Consider the following 17,830-nt stretch of genomic DNA (forward strand, 5'->3'; position numbering starts at 1 on the left):
CCGCCCGCGCGCCTTGCGACGACAACTCGCATTTATTGAGCGGCTGACGGACGCGCGACGGCAGCGGGTGATTCGATCTTACCCTGATCGCCATGCAGGCGCTGAACGACCGGCTTGGTCCACGATCCGGTGATCAAATAGTCGACCGCGAACGCTTTCTTGATCGACTGCGACAGCGCGAGGTCAGCGGCGAGCGCGCCGAGACCGAGCAGCGGATTGATCACCGCCGCGCCGAGCGCCACCGCGCCCGCGCCGACGGTCGGAATCACCTTGACGCGAAGATCCTGCGTTTTCTTCGGCAGATCGACCGAGCCGTGCACCTGCACCCGGGCGGGCGGCGTGATCATCGAAAGATCGTCGGTGCGGGCGGTGCCGTCCGCGATGCGCGCATTGCCCGTGAGCTTCTCGAACGGCAGCCCCTTGCCGACCACATCCTCGAAATGCAGCGTGAGCAGATTGGCGAGGCTGCGCAGGCTCAGAATGCCGAGCCACTTCGCGGCGGCCGGCGCCCGCAGAATCTGGCCGTGCCGCAGATCGACCGCCACGGTGCCGTCGAGCGTGGGCAGATCGACCGCGGTCGGACCGCCGTTCCAGCCCGCGTGGCCGGATACCGCACCGGTCGCGCCGTTGACTGAATGTGGCACGCCGAAGCGGTCCAGGAACTGCCCGCCGTTGTTCACGTCCAGCTTGAAATCGACCGACGTGCGGCGGGGCGTGGCATCGCCGTCGCGTGGCGGCTGCGCGCCCGGCAGCGCGCGCCAGATGGCGTTCGCGGTGAAGGTCGCGTCCGGATTGGCGAGCTGCAATTTGTCGAGCGTCCAGATCGGCTCATCGGCGACGACTTCGTTGTGCGCATCCACTTCGAGCCGGCCGAGATCGCGGCCGCGCAGAACGAGCTGATTCACGATCACGTCGATGGACGGCATGTTGCGCGGCGGCTTGCTCATCGCTTTTTCGGCGGGCGCGTTGTCCGCCTTGTCGGGAATCGCCACCTTGTCGAGCCGCGCCTGCACCGCGCCGGGGCCGCCCTTGACCGCGCCGGGCGTGAACGCGACGCTGCCCGTCACCTGGTCCGATGCGATGTTCGCGAGCCACTTGCGATCGCTCGACTCCCCGCGCGCGTCGATGGCAATGTTCTCCCAGCGCCGGTCGAGGAGCATCAGCGTGCCGATGTGCAGCGCGGCGAGCGTCGGGACGAACTGGCGGGCGGTGTCGCTCATGGGCGAAGCGGGCGGGGAGGGCGCAGAAGGCGAGGCGTTCGCGTTGGCGTCCGCGAATGTCTTGCGCCATGCATCGGCGTCGAGCGTCTTTAGGTCCACGTCGGCGGTCACGCCTTCTGCCGGCAAGTCGGCGGGCTTGTTCACAGCGATCGCGCCGCGCACGGCTTGCAAGGTCGCGCGCATGTTCATCGGCGCGGCCGGGTTTTCCGGATCGATCTTCACTTCCGCCCGGCCGATGCGCCGCAACTGGTAATGCGCCGCGAGCGGCCCGAGCGTGAGCCGCGCGTCGTGCAGATCGGACGCGGCGCCGGGCGCGGGCGCGAAGCTGAACGTGAACGGCATCGGCGCGCCCTTCGCCTTGCCGAACGGCGCGGGCAAGTCGATGCCGACGCCCGTGAGATCCGCTTTCGCCTGCACGTCGGGCAGCGCGTTCCTCGCGCCGCGCACGTGCAGTTCGTACGGCGCGGCGCCATCGATGCGCGTCAGAAGCTGCGTCACCTGCGGCGTCATGCGTCCGTTGAAACGCGCGGCGGCGTCGGTGCCGATGCGCCCGTTCACATCGAACGCGTAGCTGCCGTCGGGCCGCACGCCGCCGGTCGCGCGCACGTCGCCGCCGAGCAGTTGCGCCGTGAGCGAATCGAGCGTGACGGTCTTCGCCGCGAAGTCGGCGCGGCCGCGCAAATGCGTGAGCGGCGGCAGATTGGCATACGCGACCTCGTTGTCGGCGAAGGTCAGCGAGCCTTTGTACTCCGTGCGCAGCGGCGGCAGCGGCGGCGGCGGGCGGTAACGCGGAATGCCGAGCGTGAGCGCGAGCGACGCGTTGCCCTTCGCGTCGAGCTTGCGCGTCGCGTGCTTCGCCATCAGGCCGAGCGAGCTGTTATCGACGTATTGCAGCATGTCGGCGAGCGGCCCGTGCGCCTGGCCGTCGATCCACAGCTTCGTCTCGCGGTTGCCCGTATCGTCGATACGTCCGATCACGCGCGACACCGCGACGCCCTTGTAATGCCCGCGATGAATGTCGAAGCCGAGCTTGTTCTGCGCGAGCGTGAAGGTGCCGTCGATGCCTTCAAACGCCGGCCAGAAATTCGGCAAGCCGTTGGCCATCTTGCGCGGCGGGAACGGCGTCGGATCGAACTTGCCGCCGGTGAACGGCGCTTCGATGCGAAACACGCCGGCATCCGGAAACTTCGCGTACGGAAAGCGCGTGAGATCGCCGTGCACTTCCAGCGTGGCGTTGCGCGCGACGCCCGCCTGCAACGCGTGGCCGAGGTAGACGCGCACGCGCTCGTTCAGGCTCGTCGGCAGATAGCGCACGAGGTGCGTCGCGTTCAGATGCGCGACCTTCGCCTTCAGGTCGAGATTGCCGCGGCCGTGGCCCTGATTCCAGTACGCGGCGGTGACTTCGCCTTCGGCATCGGCGTTCTTCACGCGCAGCGTGTCCAGATGAATGGTGAACGCGCGGCGCAGTTCGCCCGGCGCGATGGCATCCGCGACGGTCCAGCTCGCGTGGCCTTGCAGCGAATCGAAGATGAGGCGCGGGTCGTCGAACGCGCCGGGAATCGTCACGGCCGCGTTCTTCGTATCGATGCTGATGGTGCCTTGCGACTCGTTCGCGTCGACCGCGCCCCACAGGTTTTCGATTCCCGGAATGCCGGCGCGCGGGTGATTGTTCGCGGTGAGTCCCGGCGGCGGCTCCTGCGCCTGCACGCTGATGCCCTGCAACTCGCCCTTGAACGCATAGTGCAGCAGCTTCGCGTCGCCTTTTTCGCGCTGGCGCTGCACTTCTTCTTCGCTGCGCGGCGGCACGCGTTCCGTGTAGATCGTGAAATTGGCGATCTGCCCGCGCGGATTGAAGCGCACGAGTTCGTTCAGCACGCGCGCCGGAACCGGCAGCGCGCGCGTGAATTCAGCGAGGATGCCGAGATCGGCTTCATCGCCCGTCACGCGAAAGAGCAGGCCGACGTTGACCGCCGCCGGCCGATACGTTGCGCTGAGCGTCCGCGAGGTCAGGAGGCGCGCGACCGGCGTGCCGTCTTCTAGCGCGGGCTGGCCGAGTTCGGCGCGCAGGTCGGACAAATTGAGCGTGTACGCGCCGTCCTTCTTGTCGACGGTCCAGCCGAAGCGCGCCACCGGAAGATCGAGTCGCGGCTGCGTCGCCCGCACGCGCAGCGCGATGTTGCCGCCCGCGAGGTCGCCGTTCGCGCTCTGCAACTCCCCGCGCGCGAAGTTGACCCAGATGCGGTTTTCGACGCGGCCATCGTAGATGGCGAACGGCAGCTTCACGTAGCGCCCGAGCGTCGGCAGATCCAGCGGACCGGTCGACAGGTACACGCGGCCCGTCCAGTTCGCGGGCGCGCCCATCGCGCTGAACGGCTCGTGGCGAAAGTCCGCGCGCAGGTCGAGCGGACCGTGCAGCACCTCGCCGTCGGGTGGGGCGGCAAGCGCCACGCGATGACGCAGGCCGTCGTTCAGCACGGTGAGCCGCAGCCGCTTGAACGCGATCTCGGGCGCGCCGCGCTGGGCGTCGCGCCAACGCAGCGTGCCGTCGCGCAGCAGAATGTGCTCTTGTCCGAGCAGCCATGTGGTGAACGCGTTAGAGCCCGTGCGATGCGTCGGAATCGTCACGCCCGCGACCGTGACTTCGCCTTTGGCGTTGCGCGCGGCGATCACGTCGGGGCCATCGACGGTCAGATCCGCCAGTTTCGGCTTGAGCTGCACGAGCGAGCGCCACGCGATACTCGCGCTCGCGTGCGGCACCGCGAGCCCCGGCGAGCCGTCGGCGGCGTCGATGCGAAGATTGTCGATGTCGATGGTCGGCTGCATGCCCGTCCATCGCGCGGACAGCCGGCCGATGCGCAACTGCGCGTGCATGCGCGTGGAGACGGCTTCCTCGATGCGCGGCCTGAACGAATCGATCTGCGGCAGCACGACATAGCGCAGGCCGAGATAGATGCACGCGACCGCGAAATACAGCACGGCCGCGATGACGAGAACGACTTTGAGAACGCGCGACAGAACGCGCTCGGCGTTGCCGCTGGGCTGGGCTTGTCCAACTTCGGTCGGGTCGACGGATCGTCTGCTGTCGGACATGCTGCGGCTGTTCGGCGATATGGTAGTTTTGCGTGTTCGACGCTGAAATGTAACACAGGGCAAGGCGCGGGTATCTGCGGCGTGCGCGCGCCGGACGGCCCGCGCAGGCCCGCCGCGCAAGCCTTTCGAGCCGCGCCGCCTACGCCCGCCCGCGCACCGAAACACTCGACGCAAAGCAACCTGCGAGCCTAACCATTCATGACCGATGTGACTCTGCGCAGTTCCGGCTACTCCACTTATGCGGCCCGCGCGTATGCCGCGCGCGCCGAATTGGCATCGAGCGTGGCGGAGTGGGCGCAGTCGCCCGTCACGCGCGAGTGGATCGAAGCGCGTCTCGACGCGCACTGCGCGCGCGCTTCGTCAAACGGCGCGCTCGACGAAGCCGCGCTCAAAACGGCGCTGCGGCGCCTCCGCGTGGACGTGTTCTGCACGGTGATGGAGCGCGATCTGCGCGGCGCGGCCGATGTCGCCGAAGTCACCGGCGCGATGACCGATCTCGCCGAAGTGACTATCCAGCGCGCGCTCGCCGTGCTGACGGCGGACCTCGAAACGCTGTTCGGCGAACCGCGCGGGCCCAACGGCGAGCGGCTCACGCTCGGCGTCGTCGGCATGGGCAAGCTCGGCGGGCGCGAATTGAACGCGTCGTCGGATATCGATCTGATCTTCGTCTACGAAGACGACGGCGAAACCGCCGGCGGCACGCGCGCGCCGCTCGCGACGCAGGAATTCTTCACGCGGCTCGGGCGGCGGCTGATCGGCGCGCTCGCGGAAATCACGCAGGACGGCTATGTGTTTCGCGTCGACATGCGGCTGCGTCCGAACGGCGATTCCGGGCCGCTTGTGTGCAGTCTCGGCATGCTGGAAGAGTACTTTTACGTGCAGGGCCGCGAGTGGGAGCGCTACGCGTGGATCAAGGCGCGGCTCGTGTCCGAGCGCGAAAGCGAGTCCGCGCAACGGCTCGCGAAGCAGCTCGACGCGATCGCCACGCCGTTCGTCTACCGCCGCTATCTCGATTACGGCGTGATCGCGGCGATCCGCTCGCTGCATCAGCAGATTCGGCAGGAAGCGCGGCGGCGCGCGTCCATGCGGCCCGACAAGGCCGACGACATCAAGCTCGGGCGCGGCGGCATCCGCGAAATCGAGTTCAGCGCGCAAGTGTTTCAGTTGATTCGCGGCGGACAGGCAGCGGATTTTCGTATCCGGCCGACGCTCGCCGTGCTCGAACGCGCGGCGGCCAACGGGCTCATCGCGCCTAATGTGCGCGATGCGCTCACCGACGCGTATCTCTTCCTGCGCACGGTCGAGCATCGTCTGCAATATCGCAACGATGCGCAGACGCACGCCATGCCCGTGGCCGACGACGAGCGCGCGCTGCTCGCGTCGTCGCTCGGCTTCGCGGATTACGCCGCGTTGATGGCGAAGCTCGACGCGCATCGCGAATTCGTCGAGCAGCAGTTCGACGCAATTTTCGCCGACAAGGTGAGCGGCGAGCGCGGCTGCGGCGTGGCGGACGATTCGGCGGCGTCGTGGATCTGGAGCAGCGCGCTCGCCGACGAATCCGCGCAGGACGAACTCACCGCGCGTCTCATGGAATTGGGCTTCGCAGACCCGGCGCCGGTGCTCGCGCGGCTGACGGGCGTCTGGAACTCGTCGCGCTATGCCGGGCTGCCGGAACAAAGCCGCGGCCGGTTCGATATCGTCGCGCAGCGCGCGCTGGAAGCCGTGCAGAACATCGACGCGGCCCGCCGCGTGGACACCATCGCGCGTCTCTTCGATCTGCTCGAAGCGACGGCGAAGCGCGGCGCGTACCTCGCGTTGCTCACCGAATATCCGGCGGCGCTCGACCGCGTGCTCTCGGTGCTGTCGGGGTCGCGCTGGGCGGCGGGCTATCTGATCCGTCATCCGCAATTGCTCGACGAATTGCTCGACGACGAAGCCATTTCCAGCCCGTTCGACTGGCCCGAATTCCGGCGCGCGCTGAATGCGCGTCTCGCCGCCGCGGAGGACGCCGAGCATCAGATGGACTTGCTGCGCCACGCGCATCAGGCCGAAGTGTTCCGCATTCTGCTACTGGATCTGGCCGGGCGGCTGACGGTCGAGCACGTGAGCGACCGCTTGTCCGAACTCGCGGACGCGGTGCTCGACGTGACCGTCGAAACCGTCTGGAAGCAGTTCCCGAAGCGGCATCGCGAGACGCCGAAATTCTCGGTCATCGCGTATGGGAAGCTGGGCGGCAAGGAACTGGGCTACGCGTCGGATCTCGATCTGATCTTTCTCTACGACGACCCCGACGACGCCGCCTCCGACATCTACGCGATGTTCGCGCGCCGTTTGATTACGTGGCTGACGGCGGCGACGGGCGCGGGCACGCTGTTCGACGTGGACCTGCGGCTGCGGCCGAACGGCGAGTCCGGGCTGTTGGTCACGAGCCTCGATTCGTTTCGCCGCTATCAGCTACGCGAGGGCGACGCGGCCAATACCGCGTGGGTGTGGGAGCATCAGGCGCTGTCGCGGGCGCGGTTCAGCGCGGGCGATGCCGACATCGGCGCGCAGTTCGAAGCGATCCGCGCCGACGTGCTGGTGATGGAGCGCGATGCGGCGGCGCTCGCGCTCGAAATCGTCGCGATGCGGGAACGCGTGGCGGCGGGGCATCCAAATCGCAGCGATCTGTTCGACCTGAAGCACGATCGCGGCGGCATGGTCGATATCGAATTCATCGTGCAGTACTGGGTGTTGCTGCATACGCGCACGCACCGCGAGTTTCTGCGCAACGCGGGGAACATCACGCTCTTGAAGATCGCGGCGCGGAGCGGCCTCATTTCGGAGCCCGATGCGGAGACCATCGGCGCGGCGTACCGGTATTACCGCAAGCTCCAGCACACGCTGCGGCTCGATGGGATGGAGAAGGCGCGCGTCGATCCGGCTGTCGTGCGCGCGGAGCGCGAAGCGGTGACACGGCTGTGGCGGCGCGTGTTTGGGGATGGCATGTGAAGCGGCGGGCGGTTGGCGCGGAAAGGGCGGCGCCGTCGCCCGCCGCGCTCACGCCGCCAGCATTTCCTTCGCGTGCTTGCGCGTCGTCGCGGTGATTTCGATACCGCCGAGCATCCGCGCCACTTCCTCGACGCGCTTCGCCTTGTCGAGAGGCGTCACGGTGCTGACGGTGCCGCCGGCATCGTCGGACGACTTCGCGACCTGGAAATGCTGATCGCCGCGCGCGGCCACTTGCGGCAAGTGCGTGACGCACAGCACCTGACGGTCGCGCCCGAGTTGATGCAGTAGCCGTCCGACGACTTCCGCGACGCCGCCGCCGATGCCCGTGTCCACTTCGTCGAAAATGAGCGTCGGCGTCGGGCTCGCGGTACTCGCGATGACCGCGAGCGCGAGGCTGATACGCGCCAGTTCGCCGCCCGAGGCGACCTTCGCGAGCGGCCGCAACGCGACGCCAGCGTGACCGGCAACGCGAAACTCGATCTGCTCCAACCCGTTCGCGCCGCCTTCCGCGAGCGGCACGAGCGCGACTTCGAAGCTGCCGCCCGCCATCGACAGTTCCTGCATGCCTTCAGTGACCGCTTTCGAGAGCGACTTCGCTGCCTTCGCGCGCGCCTTCGAAAGCACGTTCGCTTCGGCGAGGTACGCGTCTTTCGCTTTCGCGGCGGCGGCGTTCAGCGCGTCGAGATCGGCGGCGGCGTCGAGCGCGGCGAGCTGACGGCGGCGCGTTTCGTGTTCTTCCAGCAAGGCTTCGGGCTGAAGACGGAACTTGCGCGCCGTCGAATGAAGCTGATCCATGCGCTTTTCGACTTGCGCGAGCCGGTCCGGATCGAGCTCCAGCCGCTGCGCATAGTGCGACAGCGAGTACGACGCTTCCTGCAACTGGATCTCGGCCGGTTCGAGCGAGGCGAGCGCATCGTTGAGCGCCGGGTCGATGTCGGCGAGAGCGCGCAGCTTCGAAATGATGGCGCCGAGCTGGGAGATCATCGCGTCATCGGATTCGGAAAGCGCGCCGAGCGCGTTCTGCACGCCGTCGATCAGACTCGCCGAATGCGACAGCCGATGATGCTCCGCGCTCACTTCCTCCCATTCGCCGGGCTGCGGCGCGAGCTTGTCGAACTCGCTGAGTTGCCAGGCGAGGCGTTCGCGCTCCAGCTGCAGTTCGCGGTCGCGGCTTTGCGCGGCGTCGACGGCCTGCTGCGCTTCGCGCCAAGCCCGCCACGCGCGATTCACGGCGGCCGCCGTATCGACCAGACCGGCATGCGTATCGAACAACTCGCGCTGCGCGTCGGGCCGCATCAATAACTGATGCGCGTGCTGGCCGTGGATATCCACGAGCATCTCGCCGACTTCGCGCAATTGCGTGAGCGTCGCCGGCGTGCCGTTGATGAATGCGCGCGAGCGGCCGCTCGAATCGATCACGCGGCGCAGCATTACCGTGTCGCCGTCTTGCGAAAGCGCGTGCTCGTCGAGCCAGCGAACCACTTGCGCGTGCGTGCCGAACTCGGCGGTGATGTCCGCGCGCGGCTCGCCGGTGCGCACGACGCTCGCGTCGGCGCGCGCGCCGAGCGTGAGTGCGAGGGCGTCGATCAGAATCGATTTGCCCGCGCCGGTTTCACCCGAAAAAACCGTGAAGCCCGAATCGAATTCGATGTCGAGCGCGGCGACGATGACGAAGTCTCGAATGGAGAGATGACGGAGCATGGACGCTTCGGGAAGGGTTCGGCTTAGTTGTGCGGTCAGACAGACGAGTCCTGGGAAGGATGCTCGTTCCAGTGCAGTTTCTTGCGCAGCGTGGCGTACGTGCTGTAGCCGACCGGATGCAGCACGGGCACGGTGTGCCGGGAGCGCCGCACCTCGATGGCGTCGTTCAGTTCGACGGCGGTGAACGACTGCATGTCGAAGTTCACGTTCACGTCGCGCCCGCCAATGATCTGGATGGTGACCTTGGAGTCGTCGGGCAGCACGATCGGACGATTCGAGAGCGAGTGCGGGGCGATCGGCACGAGCACGAAGCCTTGCAGTTGCGGATGCAGGATCGGCCCGGCGGAAGACAGTGCGTACGCCGTGGAGCCGGTCGGCGTCGCGACGATCAGCCCGTCGGAGCGCTGGTTGTACATGAAGTGGCCGTCCACCGAGACGCGCAGCTCCGCCATGCCCGAGAAGCCGCTGCGATTCACGACTACGTCGTTGAACGCGAGCGCGTGATAGATCGGCTTGTCGTTGCGCACGATGCGCGCTTCGAGCAGGCTGCGCTCCTCGCGCTCGAATTGCCCCGCGAGCATTTGCGGCACGCGTTCGCGCATTTCCTTGAGCGGAATGTCCGTGATGAAGCCGAGCCGCCCGTGATTCACGCCGATGAGCGGCGTTCTGTACGGCGCGAGCTGACGGCCGACGCCGAGCATGGTGCCGTCGCCGCCGAGCACGACAGCGACATCCGCCCGCGCGCCGATCTCCGCGATGGACAGCGCGGGATAGTCGGTCACGCCGACATCCTTCGCGGTGCCGGCTTCGAACACCACGTCGAAGCCCTGGTTCGCAATGTGCTCCGCGAGTGATCGCAGCGGCGCCTCGATGCCGGGCGTGTTGGTGCGCCCGACCAGGGCGACGGTCTTGAATTGGCCAATTTCCATGCCGGCATTACACCATAGGTGGAAGGCGAAAAGAACCGGGGCCGCGCGGTCTCAGGCAGCCCCGGTTTGTCGCTAGAATGGAGCGGACATTGAACGATCGGCGCGCCGCCGGACGCAGCCCGAAACGGCGCGAGCCCGCAGCGGCAGCCGTCGCCGCGCTTTGACACGTTGCGTTAAAATTTGCCCATGCTAGACCCACGTGCACAAACCCTCCTGAAAACGTTGATCGAGCGTTACATCGCCGAAGGTCAGCCGGTCGGTTCGCGCACGTTATCACGTCACTCCGGCCTCGAACTGAGTCCCGCCACCATCCGCAACGTGATGTCGGACCTCGAGGACCTCGGCCTCGTCGCCAGTCCGCATACGTCGGCGGGGCGCATTCCGACGCCGCGCGGCTATCGCCTGTTCGTCGATACCATGCTGACGGTCGAAGCCCCGCAGGACGAGGCGATGACCACGGCCGTCAAGACGCGTCTGCAAGGCGAGGAGCCGCAGAAGATCGTCGCGGCGGCGGCGAGCGTGCTGTCCAGCCTGTCCTCGTTCGCAGGCGTGATCCTCACGCCGCGCCGCAGCCACATGTTCAAGCAGATCGAGTTCATGCGGCTGTCGGACAAGCGCATTCTGCTCATCATCGTGACGCCGGAAGGCGACGTGCAGAACCGCATGATGGCCACGCAGCGCGACTACTCGCCCTCGCAACTCACGGAAGCCTCGAATTACATCAACGCGCATTTCGCGGGCCTGTCCTTCGACGAAGTGCGCCGCCGGCTGCGCGAGGAAATCGACCAGTTGCGCGGCGACATGACCACGCTGATGCAAGCGGCGGTCGTCGCGAGCACGGCCGAGACCGATCCCGGCGAGACCGTGCTGATTTCCGGCGAGCGCAACCTGCTCGAAGTCGCGGACCTTTCGTCCGACATGGCGCGCCTGCGCAAACTCTTCGACCTCTTCGACCAAAAGACGAGCCTCCTGCAGTTGCTGGATGTATCGAGTCACGCACAGGGCGTGCAGATTTTCATCGGCGGGGAATCGAACCTCGTGCCGATCGAGGAGATGAGCGTCGTGACCGCGCCGTACGAAGTGAACGGCAAGATCGTCGGCACGCTCGGCGTGATCGGCCCGACGCGCATGGCCTACAACCGCGTGATTCCCATCGTCGATATCACGGCGCGCCTGCTGTCGATGTCGCTCAGCCAGCAATAGCGCCCCGTCACGGCATCTTGCCGCGCCGCCGAATGCGCCGCCACTAGGCCGTTCGGCCGATGCAGCGTGCTGGAACGCGCCGCTATAATGGCCGTCACCTTTCGATGACTTTCGGCCGCCTTGCCCTATGCGTTTCGACCTCGAGTTGCCCTCGCAGCCCAGCGCCTCGCATCGCGTCGCGGTGCTGCTGATCAATCTCGGCACGCCGGACGCGCCCACGCCGCGAGCGGTGCGCAAATATCTCGCGCAGTTTCTGAGCGATCCGCGCGTCGTCGAAATTCCCTCGTTCATCTGGCAAATCATTCTGCGCGGCATCATCCTGCCGTTTCGCGGGCGGGCATCGGCAAAAAAATACGCGCAGGTGTGGATGCCCGAAGGCTCGCCGTTGCGCGTTTATACGGAGCGGCAGGTCGAAGGCTTGCGGCGGCTTTTTGCGGCGAACGATTATCACGTCATCGTCGATTACGCGATGCGCTACGGCACGCCGGGCATCGGCGCCATGCTGAATCAGCTGAAGCTGGAAGGCGCCGATCGCATTCTGCTCGTGCCGATGTATCCGCAGTATTCGTCGTCGACCACGGCCACCGCTTTCGACGACGCCTTCACGGCGCTCAAGCGCGTGCGCAATCAGCCGGAGATCCGCACCATTCGCCATTACGCGGACCATCCCGCGTACATCGCGGCGCTCGCCGAGCAGGTGCGTGAATACTGGCGGCTGCACGGCCAGCCGGACTTCGCCTCGGGCGACAAGCTCGTGCTGAGTTTTCACGGTGTGCCGAAGCGGACCATGGACCTCGGCGACCCGTACCACGACCAATGCCAGTTGACCGGCTCGCTGCTCGCCTCCGCGCTGGGGCTCACGCCGGTGGAATGCCGCGTGACGTTCCAGTCGCGCTTCGGCCGCGCGGAGTGGCTGCAGCCGTACACCGCGCCGACGCTCGCGGAACTGGGCGCGGCCGGCGTGAAGCGCGTGGACGTGTTCTGCCCCGGCTTCACGGCGGACTGCCTCGAAACGATCGAGGAAATCGGCATCGAAGTGCGCGACGAATTTCTGCAGGCGGGCGGCAAGGAGTTCCACCGCATCGCCTGCCTGAACGCGTCGCCGGCGTGGATCAAGGCGTTAGGCGAGATCGCGGCACAACATCTGCAAGGATGGCCTGTACAGGCCACGCAACCGGTGACGGTGGCGGACTGAAACCGCTCATCGCACGAGAATCACCATGAATTACAAGATCACGACGGAACCGGGCGCGCGCCTGCGCATCGACAAATGGCTGTGGGCCGCGCGTTTCTTCAAGACGCGCTCGCTCGCGAGCGACGCAGTGGAGAAAGGCCGCGTGAGAATCGGCGGCGCGAACGTGAAGCCGTCGAAGGACGTGCGCGTGGGCGATATCGTCGAGATCGATATCGAGCGGATCGTGTGGCAGGTGCAGGTGCTCGGCCTGTGCGACGTGCGCGGTCCCGCGCCCGTGGCGCAGACGCTCTACGCCGAGACGGACGAAGGCCGGACCAAGCGACTCGCGGAAGCGGAACGGCGCAAGACGTTTCGCGAGCCGGCCGCCGGCATGCAGGGCAGGCCGACGAAGCGCGACCGCCGCATCATCGACAGATTTTCAGGTTCGGATTGAAGAATTCTTCGACCGTCGCGTGAACGCCGCCGTATTCGGTGGTGCGGGCGGTCAGGGCGCCGGACATGCAGATGGTCGTGGTTCCCGCGACGAGTACCAGGGCGACCACCGCGATGGCAAAGGTCAGTTTCATGGTACCCCCGGGAAACGGGAACGGCGGCTGGACGACCGCGCGAGGATCAGGAAATTGGCGACGCGTAAGCGGTTTGAAGCAATCGTAGGATTAGGGTAAACGTGCGTCCTGCGGTGCTTGATCGAAGTGTAGGTGAGCCGCTCGATTCCCTCAATCTCAATTTACGCGATGCGGCGAAACGTCCGTTACCGCTTATTTCGCGCGCGCCCGGGCTGGCACACTGACGTTCAATTTTGATCTGACAAACCCTTGAAAACTTTTCCGCTGCCCCAATTTCGGCAGCTAGCGCAAGGAAGCGCGTCGGCCGCTCAATGGCCGGCGGCATTCCCGATCCATCCAATCACGGTAATGACACTCAGCGACATGGAAAACACGCAAGAGAATTCAGCGAGCCAGAACCCCACGCCCGCCGACGAAAACGCGCGCCAGGCCGCCGACTCCACTCAGGCAGGCACGCAGGCCGCCTCGGCAGACGGCACTGCTGCGCCGGAAGCCGCCACGAACAGCACGAACGCCACTGAAACCGCGCTGGCGGAAGCGCAGGCCCGCGTAGCCGCGCTGCAGGAAGAATTCCTCCGGGCAAAGGCTGAAACGGAAAACGTACGCCGCCGCGGCCAGGAAGACGTGGCGAAGGCGCACAAGTTCGCCATCGAAAACTTCGCCGAAAATCTGCTGCCGGTGCTCGACAGCCTCGAAGCCGCGCTGGCGGATCAGTCGACGGACCTCGCCAAGGTGCGCGAAGGCGTCGAACTGACGCTGCGCCAGTTGACCGGCGCGCTGGAAAAGGGCCGCGTCGTCGCACTGAATCCGGTCGGCGAGAAGTTCGACCCGCATCGTCATCAGGCTATTTCCATGGTGCCGGCAGATCAGGAGCCGAACACCATCGTTGCCGTGCTGCAGAAGGGCTATATCATCGCCGATCGCGTGCTGCGTCCGGCGCTCGTCACCGTCGCTGCGCCGAAGTAAGCCCACGAGGTCCGCGATCATGGCCAACGTGCCCGTCGATTCGACCGCTTTCTCCGTCTTCGAGATGCAGGAACTGGACGCCGCCGGCTTCGACGGCGGGCTGGCGTCGGCGGGCGACGAACTGGCCGTCGTGTTTTTCTGGGGCCTCGACTGCTTCAACTGCGAGATCGCGAAAAAAGCGATGCTCGCGCAGCCCGACGCCATTCGCGCGCTCGGACTGAAGTGGTTTCACAGCAATGTGTACGAGCATCGGGAGCTAGGCCGCCGCTTCATGTTGCACGGCGTGCCGACGTGGTTCTTCTTTCACCGCGGCAAGCGGCTCGGCCGCGCGACCGGCTGGCACGGTCTTGCGCAGTTCGAGGCGGCAGTCGCGGCGGCGCGCGAGAAAATCCGCGCGGCGGCAGCAAAAGAATGACGCGAGCCGGAGCGCAAAAAGTTATAGACCGCATTGCATTCAGGGTCTTGAAAACGAAATCGGCGCTCTTATCTTGCGTACAGGTATGAATTTTGGGCGTTCGGCCCGTTGAATCGGCCGCAAAAGCCGGCGTTCCCCGGCCGCAGCGCCAAAGCGATCAAAGCTAGGAGAGTATAAAAATGGGCAAAATCATCGGCATCGACCTCGGCACCACGAACTCGTGCGTGGCGCTGATGGAAGGCAATCAGGTCAAGGTCATCGAGAACTCGGAAGGCGCGCGCACCACGCCGTCGATCATCGCGTACATGGATGACAACGAGATCCTCGTCGGCGCGCCTGCCAAGCGTCAGTCGGTCACGAATCCGCGCAACACGCTGTACGCAGTCAAGCGCCTGATCGGCCGCCGCTTCGAAGAGAAGGAAGTGCAGAAGGACATCGGCCTGATGCCCTACAAGATCGTCAAGGCCGACAATGGCGACGCATGGGTCGAAGCGCACGGCCAGAAGCTCGCGCCGCCGCAAATCTCGGCGGAAGTGCTGCGCAAGATGAAGAAGACCGCTGAAGATTACCTCGGCGAGCCGGTGACGGAAGCCGTCATCACGGTTCCGGCGTACTTCAACGACAGCCAGCGTCAGGCAACCAAGGACGCGGGCCGCATCGCCGGTCTGGAAGTCAAGCGCATCATCAACGAACCGACGGCAGCCGCGCTCGCGTTCGGCCTCGACAAGGCCGAAAAGGGCGACCGCAAGATCGCCGTGTTCGACCTGGGCGGCGGCACGTTCGACATCTCGATCATCGAAATCGCGGATGTGGACGGCGAAATGCAGTTCGAAGTGCTCTCGACGAACGGGGACACGTTCCTGGGCGGCGAAGACTTCGACCAGCGCATCATCGATTACATCATCGGCGAGTTCAAGAAGGAGCAGGGCGTCGATCTGTCGAAGGACGTGCTCGCGCTGCAACGCCTGAAGGAAGCCGCTGAAAAGGCGAAGATCGAACTGTCGTCCACGGCGCAGACCGAAATCAACCTGCCGTACATCACGGCGGACGCGTCGGGTCCGAAGCACCTGAACCTCAAGATCACCCGCGCGAAGCTCGAAGCGCTCGTGGAAGACCTGATCGAGCGCACGATCGAACCGTGCCGCATCGCTATTAAGGATGCGGGCGTGAAGGTCGGCGATATCGACGACGTGATTCTCGTCGGCGGCATGACGCGCATGCCGAAGGTGCAGGAAAAGGTGAAGGAGTTCTTCGGCAAGGAACCGCGCCGTGACGTGAACCCGGACGAAGCCGTGGCCGTGGGCGCCGCGATTCAAGGTCAGGTTCTGTCGGGCGACCGCAAGGACGTGCTGCTGCTCGACGTGACTCCGCTCTCGCTCGGCATCGAGACGCTCGGCGGCGTGATGACGAAGATGATCAACAAAAACACCACGATCCCGACGAAGCACTCGCAAGTGTATTCGACGGCGGACGACAATCAGAGCGCCGTGACGATCAAGGTGTTCCAGGGCGAGCGTGAAATGGCCGCAGGCAACAAGCTGCTCGGCGAGTTCAACCTCGAAGGCATTCCGCCCGCACCGCGTGGCGTGCCGCAGATCGAAGTGACTTTCGACATCGACGCGAACGGCATTCTGCACGTCGGCGCGAAGGACAAGGCGACTGGCAAGGAAAACAAGATCACCATCAAGGCGAACTCGGGTCTGACGGACGCCGAAATCGACAAGATGGTGAAGGACGCCGAAGCCAACGCCGAGGAAGATCACAAGCTGCGCGAGCTGGCCGATGCCCGTAACCAGGGCGACGCGCTGGTCCACAGCACGAAGAAGGCGGTTGCCGAGTACGGCGACAAGGTCGACGCTTCGGAGAAGGAAAAGATCGAAGCCGCGCTGAAGGACCTCGAAGAGGCGTTGAAGAACACGTCGAGCGACAAGGCGACGATCGAAGCGAAGATCGAGGCGCTGGCTACCGCATCGCAGAAGCTCGGCGAGAAGATGTACGCCGACATGCAGGCGCAGCAAGGCGCGGCGGGTGCGGCTGCGGGTGCCGCCGGCGCGGAAGCGGCATCGGCTGGCGCGAGCCAGCAGCATGACGATGTCGTCGACGCCGACTTCAAGGAAGTGAAGAAGGACTAAGCCGCAGAGCGCGTGGATGGCAACGTTCACGCGCTCGCGGTCTTTTCGCGGGCGGTATCGCGCGAAAACACCGCGGCAGGACGCGTTGAGCGTCTGACGTGAAACGCGCCTGGCGAGCCGAACGGCTCGACCGGGCACATTGTTTTTTTGGGGCGTCTTGCTGAAGGCGGGTTTCTGCAGCGAGGCGTCAGAGGTTACGCGCGGGCCGTTTGGTCCGAAGCATTCGAGAGGAACCGTCGCGGTCACTCCGCGGCGGCATGGAACCGACATGGCGAAACGGGATTACTACGACGTTCTGGGCGTTGCGAAGAACGCGAGCGACGACGAGATCAAGAAGGCGTATCGCAAGCTCGCGATGAAGTATCACCCTGACCGCAACCCGGACAACAAGAAGGCGGAAGAGAACTTCAAGGAGGCGAAGGAAGCCTACGAGATGCTCTCCGACCAGCAAAAGCGCGCCGCGTACGATCAATACGGTCACGCGGGCGTCGATCCGAACATGGCGGGCGCGGGCGCGCAAGGCTTCGGCGGCTTTGCCGATGCGTTCGGCGATATCTTCGGCGACATCTTCGGGCAGGCCGCGGGCGGCGCGGCGCGCGGCGGTCGCGGCGGTCCGCAGGTGTATCGCGGCGCGGACTTGCGCTACAGCATGGAGATCACGCTGGAGCAGGCCGCGCACGGTTACGACACGCAGATCCGCGTGCCGAGCTGGGTCAACTGCAACGTCTGCCACGGCTCGGGCGCGAAGCCCGGCACGAAGCCGGAAACCTGTCCGACGTGTCACGGTCAGGGCCAGGTTCGGATGTCGCAGGGCTTCTTCAGCATCCAGCAGACGTGTCCGAAGTGTCACGGCAGCGGCACCTACGTTCCCGACCCGTGCGGCAACTGCCACGGCGCGGGCAAGGTGAAGGAAACGAAGACGCTGGAAGTGAAGATCCCGGCGGGCATCGACGACGGCATGCGCATCCGTTCGGCGGGCAACGGCGAGCCGGGCATCAACGGCGGGCCGAGCGGCGACTTGTACGTGGAGATCCACATCAAGCAGCACTCGGTGTTCGAGCGCGACGGCGACGACCTGCATTGCCAGATGCCGATTCCGTTCACCACGGCGGCGCTCGGCGGCGAGATCGAAGTGCCGACGCTGGCGGGACGCGCGAGCTTCACCGTGCCCGAAGGCACGCAGTCGGGCAAGACGTTCCGTCTGCGCGGCAAGGGCATCAAGGGTTTGCGTTCGAGCATCGCGGGCGATCTCTACGTGCACGTGCAGGTGGAAACGCCGGTCAAGCTCACCGAGCAGCAGCGCGATCTGCTGAAGCAGTTCGAGAAGTCGCTGACGGAAGGCGGCGCGCGGCATAGCCCGCAGAGCAAAAGCTGGTTCGACCGGGTAAAGAGCTTCTTCGACTGATGCAGTCGATACGAGCA

Annotated in this window: 12 protein-coding genes; 8 read left to right on the forward strand and 4 right to left on the reverse strand. The window is 65.7% G+C overall.

Going from position 1 to position 17,830, the window contains the following annotated elements; all coding sequences use genetic code 11:
• Nucleotides 1-32: 32 nt before the first annotated feature.
• On the reverse strand, nucleotides 33-4,310 hold the full coding sequence (locus NCR34_RS02790; RefSeq protein WP_248321236.1) for a YhdP family phospholipid transporter: 4,278 nt from the start codon (nucleotides 4,308-4,310) through the stop codon (nucleotides 33-35).
• A gap of 198 nt (nucleotides 4,311-4,508) precedes the next feature.
• Here NCR34_RS02790 and glnE point away from each other — a divergent pair, with 198 nt between their 5' ends.
• A complete protein-coding gene (gene glnE / locus NCR34_RS02795) occupies nucleotides 4,509-7,301 on the forward strand; it encodes a bifunctional [glutamate--ammonia ligase]-adenylyl-L-tyrosine phosphorylase/[glutamate--ammonia-ligase] adenylyltransferase (RefSeq protein WP_248321238.1) in 2,793 nt (930 codons plus the stop codon).
• Nucleotides 7,302-7,349: 48 nt separating this feature from the next.
• On the opposite strand, the gene recN is transcribed toward glnE, so the two are convergent.
• A complete protein-coding gene (gene recN / locus NCR34_RS02800; protein WP_248321240.1) occupies nucleotides 7,350-9,002 on the reverse strand; it encodes a DNA repair protein RecN in 1,653 nt (550 codons plus the stop codon).
• Between the two features lie 35 nt (nucleotides 9,003-9,037).
• Nucleotides 9,038-9,931, reverse strand: coding sequence for an NAD kinase (locus NCR34_RS02805; protein WP_175939497.1), 894 nt, complete (start codon nucleotides 9,929-9,931; stop codon nucleotides 9,038-9,040).
• A 186-nt stretch (nucleotides 9,932-10,117) separates the two neighbouring features.
• Between NCR34_RS02805 and hrcA the strand changes: the two genes are divergently transcribed.
• The 3 genes from hrcA (at nucleotide 10,118) to NCR34_RS02820 (ending at nucleotide 12,762) form a co-directional block, all read left to right on the forward strand.
• Nucleotides 10,118-11,134 carry a heat-inducible transcriptional repressor HrcA gene (hrcA, locus tag NCR34_RS02810; protein WP_175939498.1) on the forward strand — a complete coding sequence of 339 codons (1,017 nt, stop codon included), beginning with the start codon at nucleotides 10,118-10,120 and terminating at the stop codon, nucleotides 11,132-11,134.
• A 127-nt stretch (nucleotides 11,135-11,261) separates the two neighbouring features.
• Nucleotides 11,262-12,329 carry a ferrochelatase gene (hemH, locus tag NCR34_RS02815; RefSeq protein WP_250499030.1) on the forward strand — a complete coding sequence of 356 codons (1,068 nt, stop codon included), beginning with the start codon at nucleotides 11,262-11,264 and terminating at the stop codon, nucleotides 12,327-12,329.
• Nucleotides 12,330-12,354: 25 nt separating this feature from the next.
• Nucleotides 12,355-12,762 carry an RNA-binding S4 domain-containing protein gene (locus NCR34_RS02820; protein ID WP_175939500.1) on the forward strand — a complete coding sequence of 136 codons (408 nt, stop codon included), beginning with the start codon at nucleotides 12,355-12,357 and terminating at the stop codon, nucleotides 12,760-12,762.
• On the opposite strand, the gene NCR34_RS02825 is transcribed toward NCR34_RS02820, so the two are convergent.
• Nucleotides 12,734-12,895 (reverse strand): hypothetical protein, encoded by a 162-nt coding sequence (locus NCR34_RS02825; RefSeq protein WP_175939501.1) that lies wholly within the window; start codon nucleotides 12,893-12,895, stop codon nucleotides 12,734-12,736. The two genes, NCR34_RS02820 and NCR34_RS02825, sit on opposite strands and share 29 nt — an antisense overlap.
• Before the next feature lie 363 nt (nucleotides 12,896-13,258).
• On the opposite strand from NCR34_RS02825, the gene grpE reads away from it, so the two are divergent.
• The 4 genes from grpE (at nucleotide 13,259) to dnaJ (ending at nucleotide 17,813) form a co-directional block, all read left to right on the forward strand.
• A complete protein-coding gene (gene grpE / locus NCR34_RS02830; protein WP_248321242.1) occupies nucleotides 13,259-13,861 on the forward strand; it encodes a nucleotide exchange factor GrpE in 603 nt (200 codons plus the stop codon).
• Between the two features lie 19 nt (nucleotides 13,862-13,880).
• Nucleotides 13,881-14,276, forward strand: a complete 396-nt coding sequence (locus NCR34_RS02835; protein ID WP_175939503.1) for a thioredoxin family protein — start codon at nucleotides 13,881-13,883, stop codon at nucleotides 14,274-14,276.
• A gap of 179 nt (nucleotides 14,277-14,455) precedes the next feature.
• A complete protein-coding gene (gene dnaK, locus NCR34_RS02840; protein ID WP_248321244.1) occupies nucleotides 14,456-16,408 on the forward strand; it encodes a molecular chaperone DnaK in 1,953 nt (650 codons plus the stop codon).
• A gap of 268 nt (nucleotides 16,409-16,676) precedes the next feature.
• A complete protein-coding gene (gene dnaJ / locus NCR34_RS02845) occupies nucleotides 16,677-17,813 on the forward strand; it encodes a molecular chaperone DnaJ (RefSeq protein ID WP_248321245.1) in 1,137 nt (378 codons plus the stop codon).
• Nucleotides 17,814-17,830 lie beyond the last annotated feature (17 nt).

The organism is Caballeronia sp. GAWG1-5s-s, from assembly GCF_023631445.1.
Taxonomy (GTDB): Bacteria; Pseudomonadota; Gammaproteobacteria; order Burkholderiales; family Burkholderiaceae; genus Caballeronia.

Excerpts from the sequence above, each read along its gene's own strand:
- NCR34_RS02790 (WP_248321236.1), bottom strand. The coding sequence starts at position 4,310 with ATGTCCGACAGCAGACGATCCGTCGACCCGACCGAAGTTGGACAAGCC.
- NCR34_RS02835 (WP_175939503.1), top strand. The coding sequence starts at position 13,881 with ATGGCCAACGTGCCCGTCGATTCGACCGCTTTCTCCGTCTTCGAGATG.
- hemH (WP_250499030.1), top strand. The coding sequence starts at position 11,262 with ATGCGTTTCGACCTCGAGTTGCCCTCGCAGCCCAGCGCCTCGCATCGC.
- NCR34_RS02825 (WP_175939501.1), bottom strand. The coding sequence starts at position 12,895 with ATGAAACTGACCTTTGCCATCGCGGTGGTCGCCCTGGTACTCGTCGCG.
- hrcA (WP_175939498.1), top strand. The coding sequence starts at position 10,118 with ATGCTAGACCCACGTGCACAAACCCTCCTGAAAACGTTGATCGAGCGT.
- dnaK (WP_248321244.1), top strand. The coding sequence starts at position 14,456 with ATGGGCAAAATCATCGGCATCGACCTCGGCACCACGAACTCGTGCGTG.
- glnE (WP_248321238.1), top strand. The coding sequence starts at position 4,509 with ATGACCGATGTGACTCTGCGCAGTTCCGGCTACTCCACTTATGCGGCC.
- NCR34_RS02820 (WP_175939500.1), top strand. The coding sequence starts at position 12,355 with ATGAATTACAAGATCACGACGGAACCGGGCGCGCGCCTGCGCATCGAC.
- dnaJ (WP_248321245.1), top strand. The coding sequence starts at position 16,677 with ATGGCGAAACGGGATTACTACGACGTTCTGGGCGTTGCGAAGAACGCG.
- NCR34_RS02805 (WP_175939497.1), bottom strand. The coding sequence starts at position 9,931 with ATGGAAATTGGCCAATTCAAGACCGTCGCCCTGGTCGGGCGCACCAAC.
- grpE (WP_248321242.1), top strand. The coding sequence starts at position 13,259 with ATGGAAAACACGCAAGAGAATTCAGCGAGCCAGAACCCCACGCCCGCC.
- recN (WP_248321240.1), bottom strand. The coding sequence starts at position 9,002 with ATGCTCCGTCATCTCTCCATTCGAGACTTCGTCATCGTCGCCGCGCTC.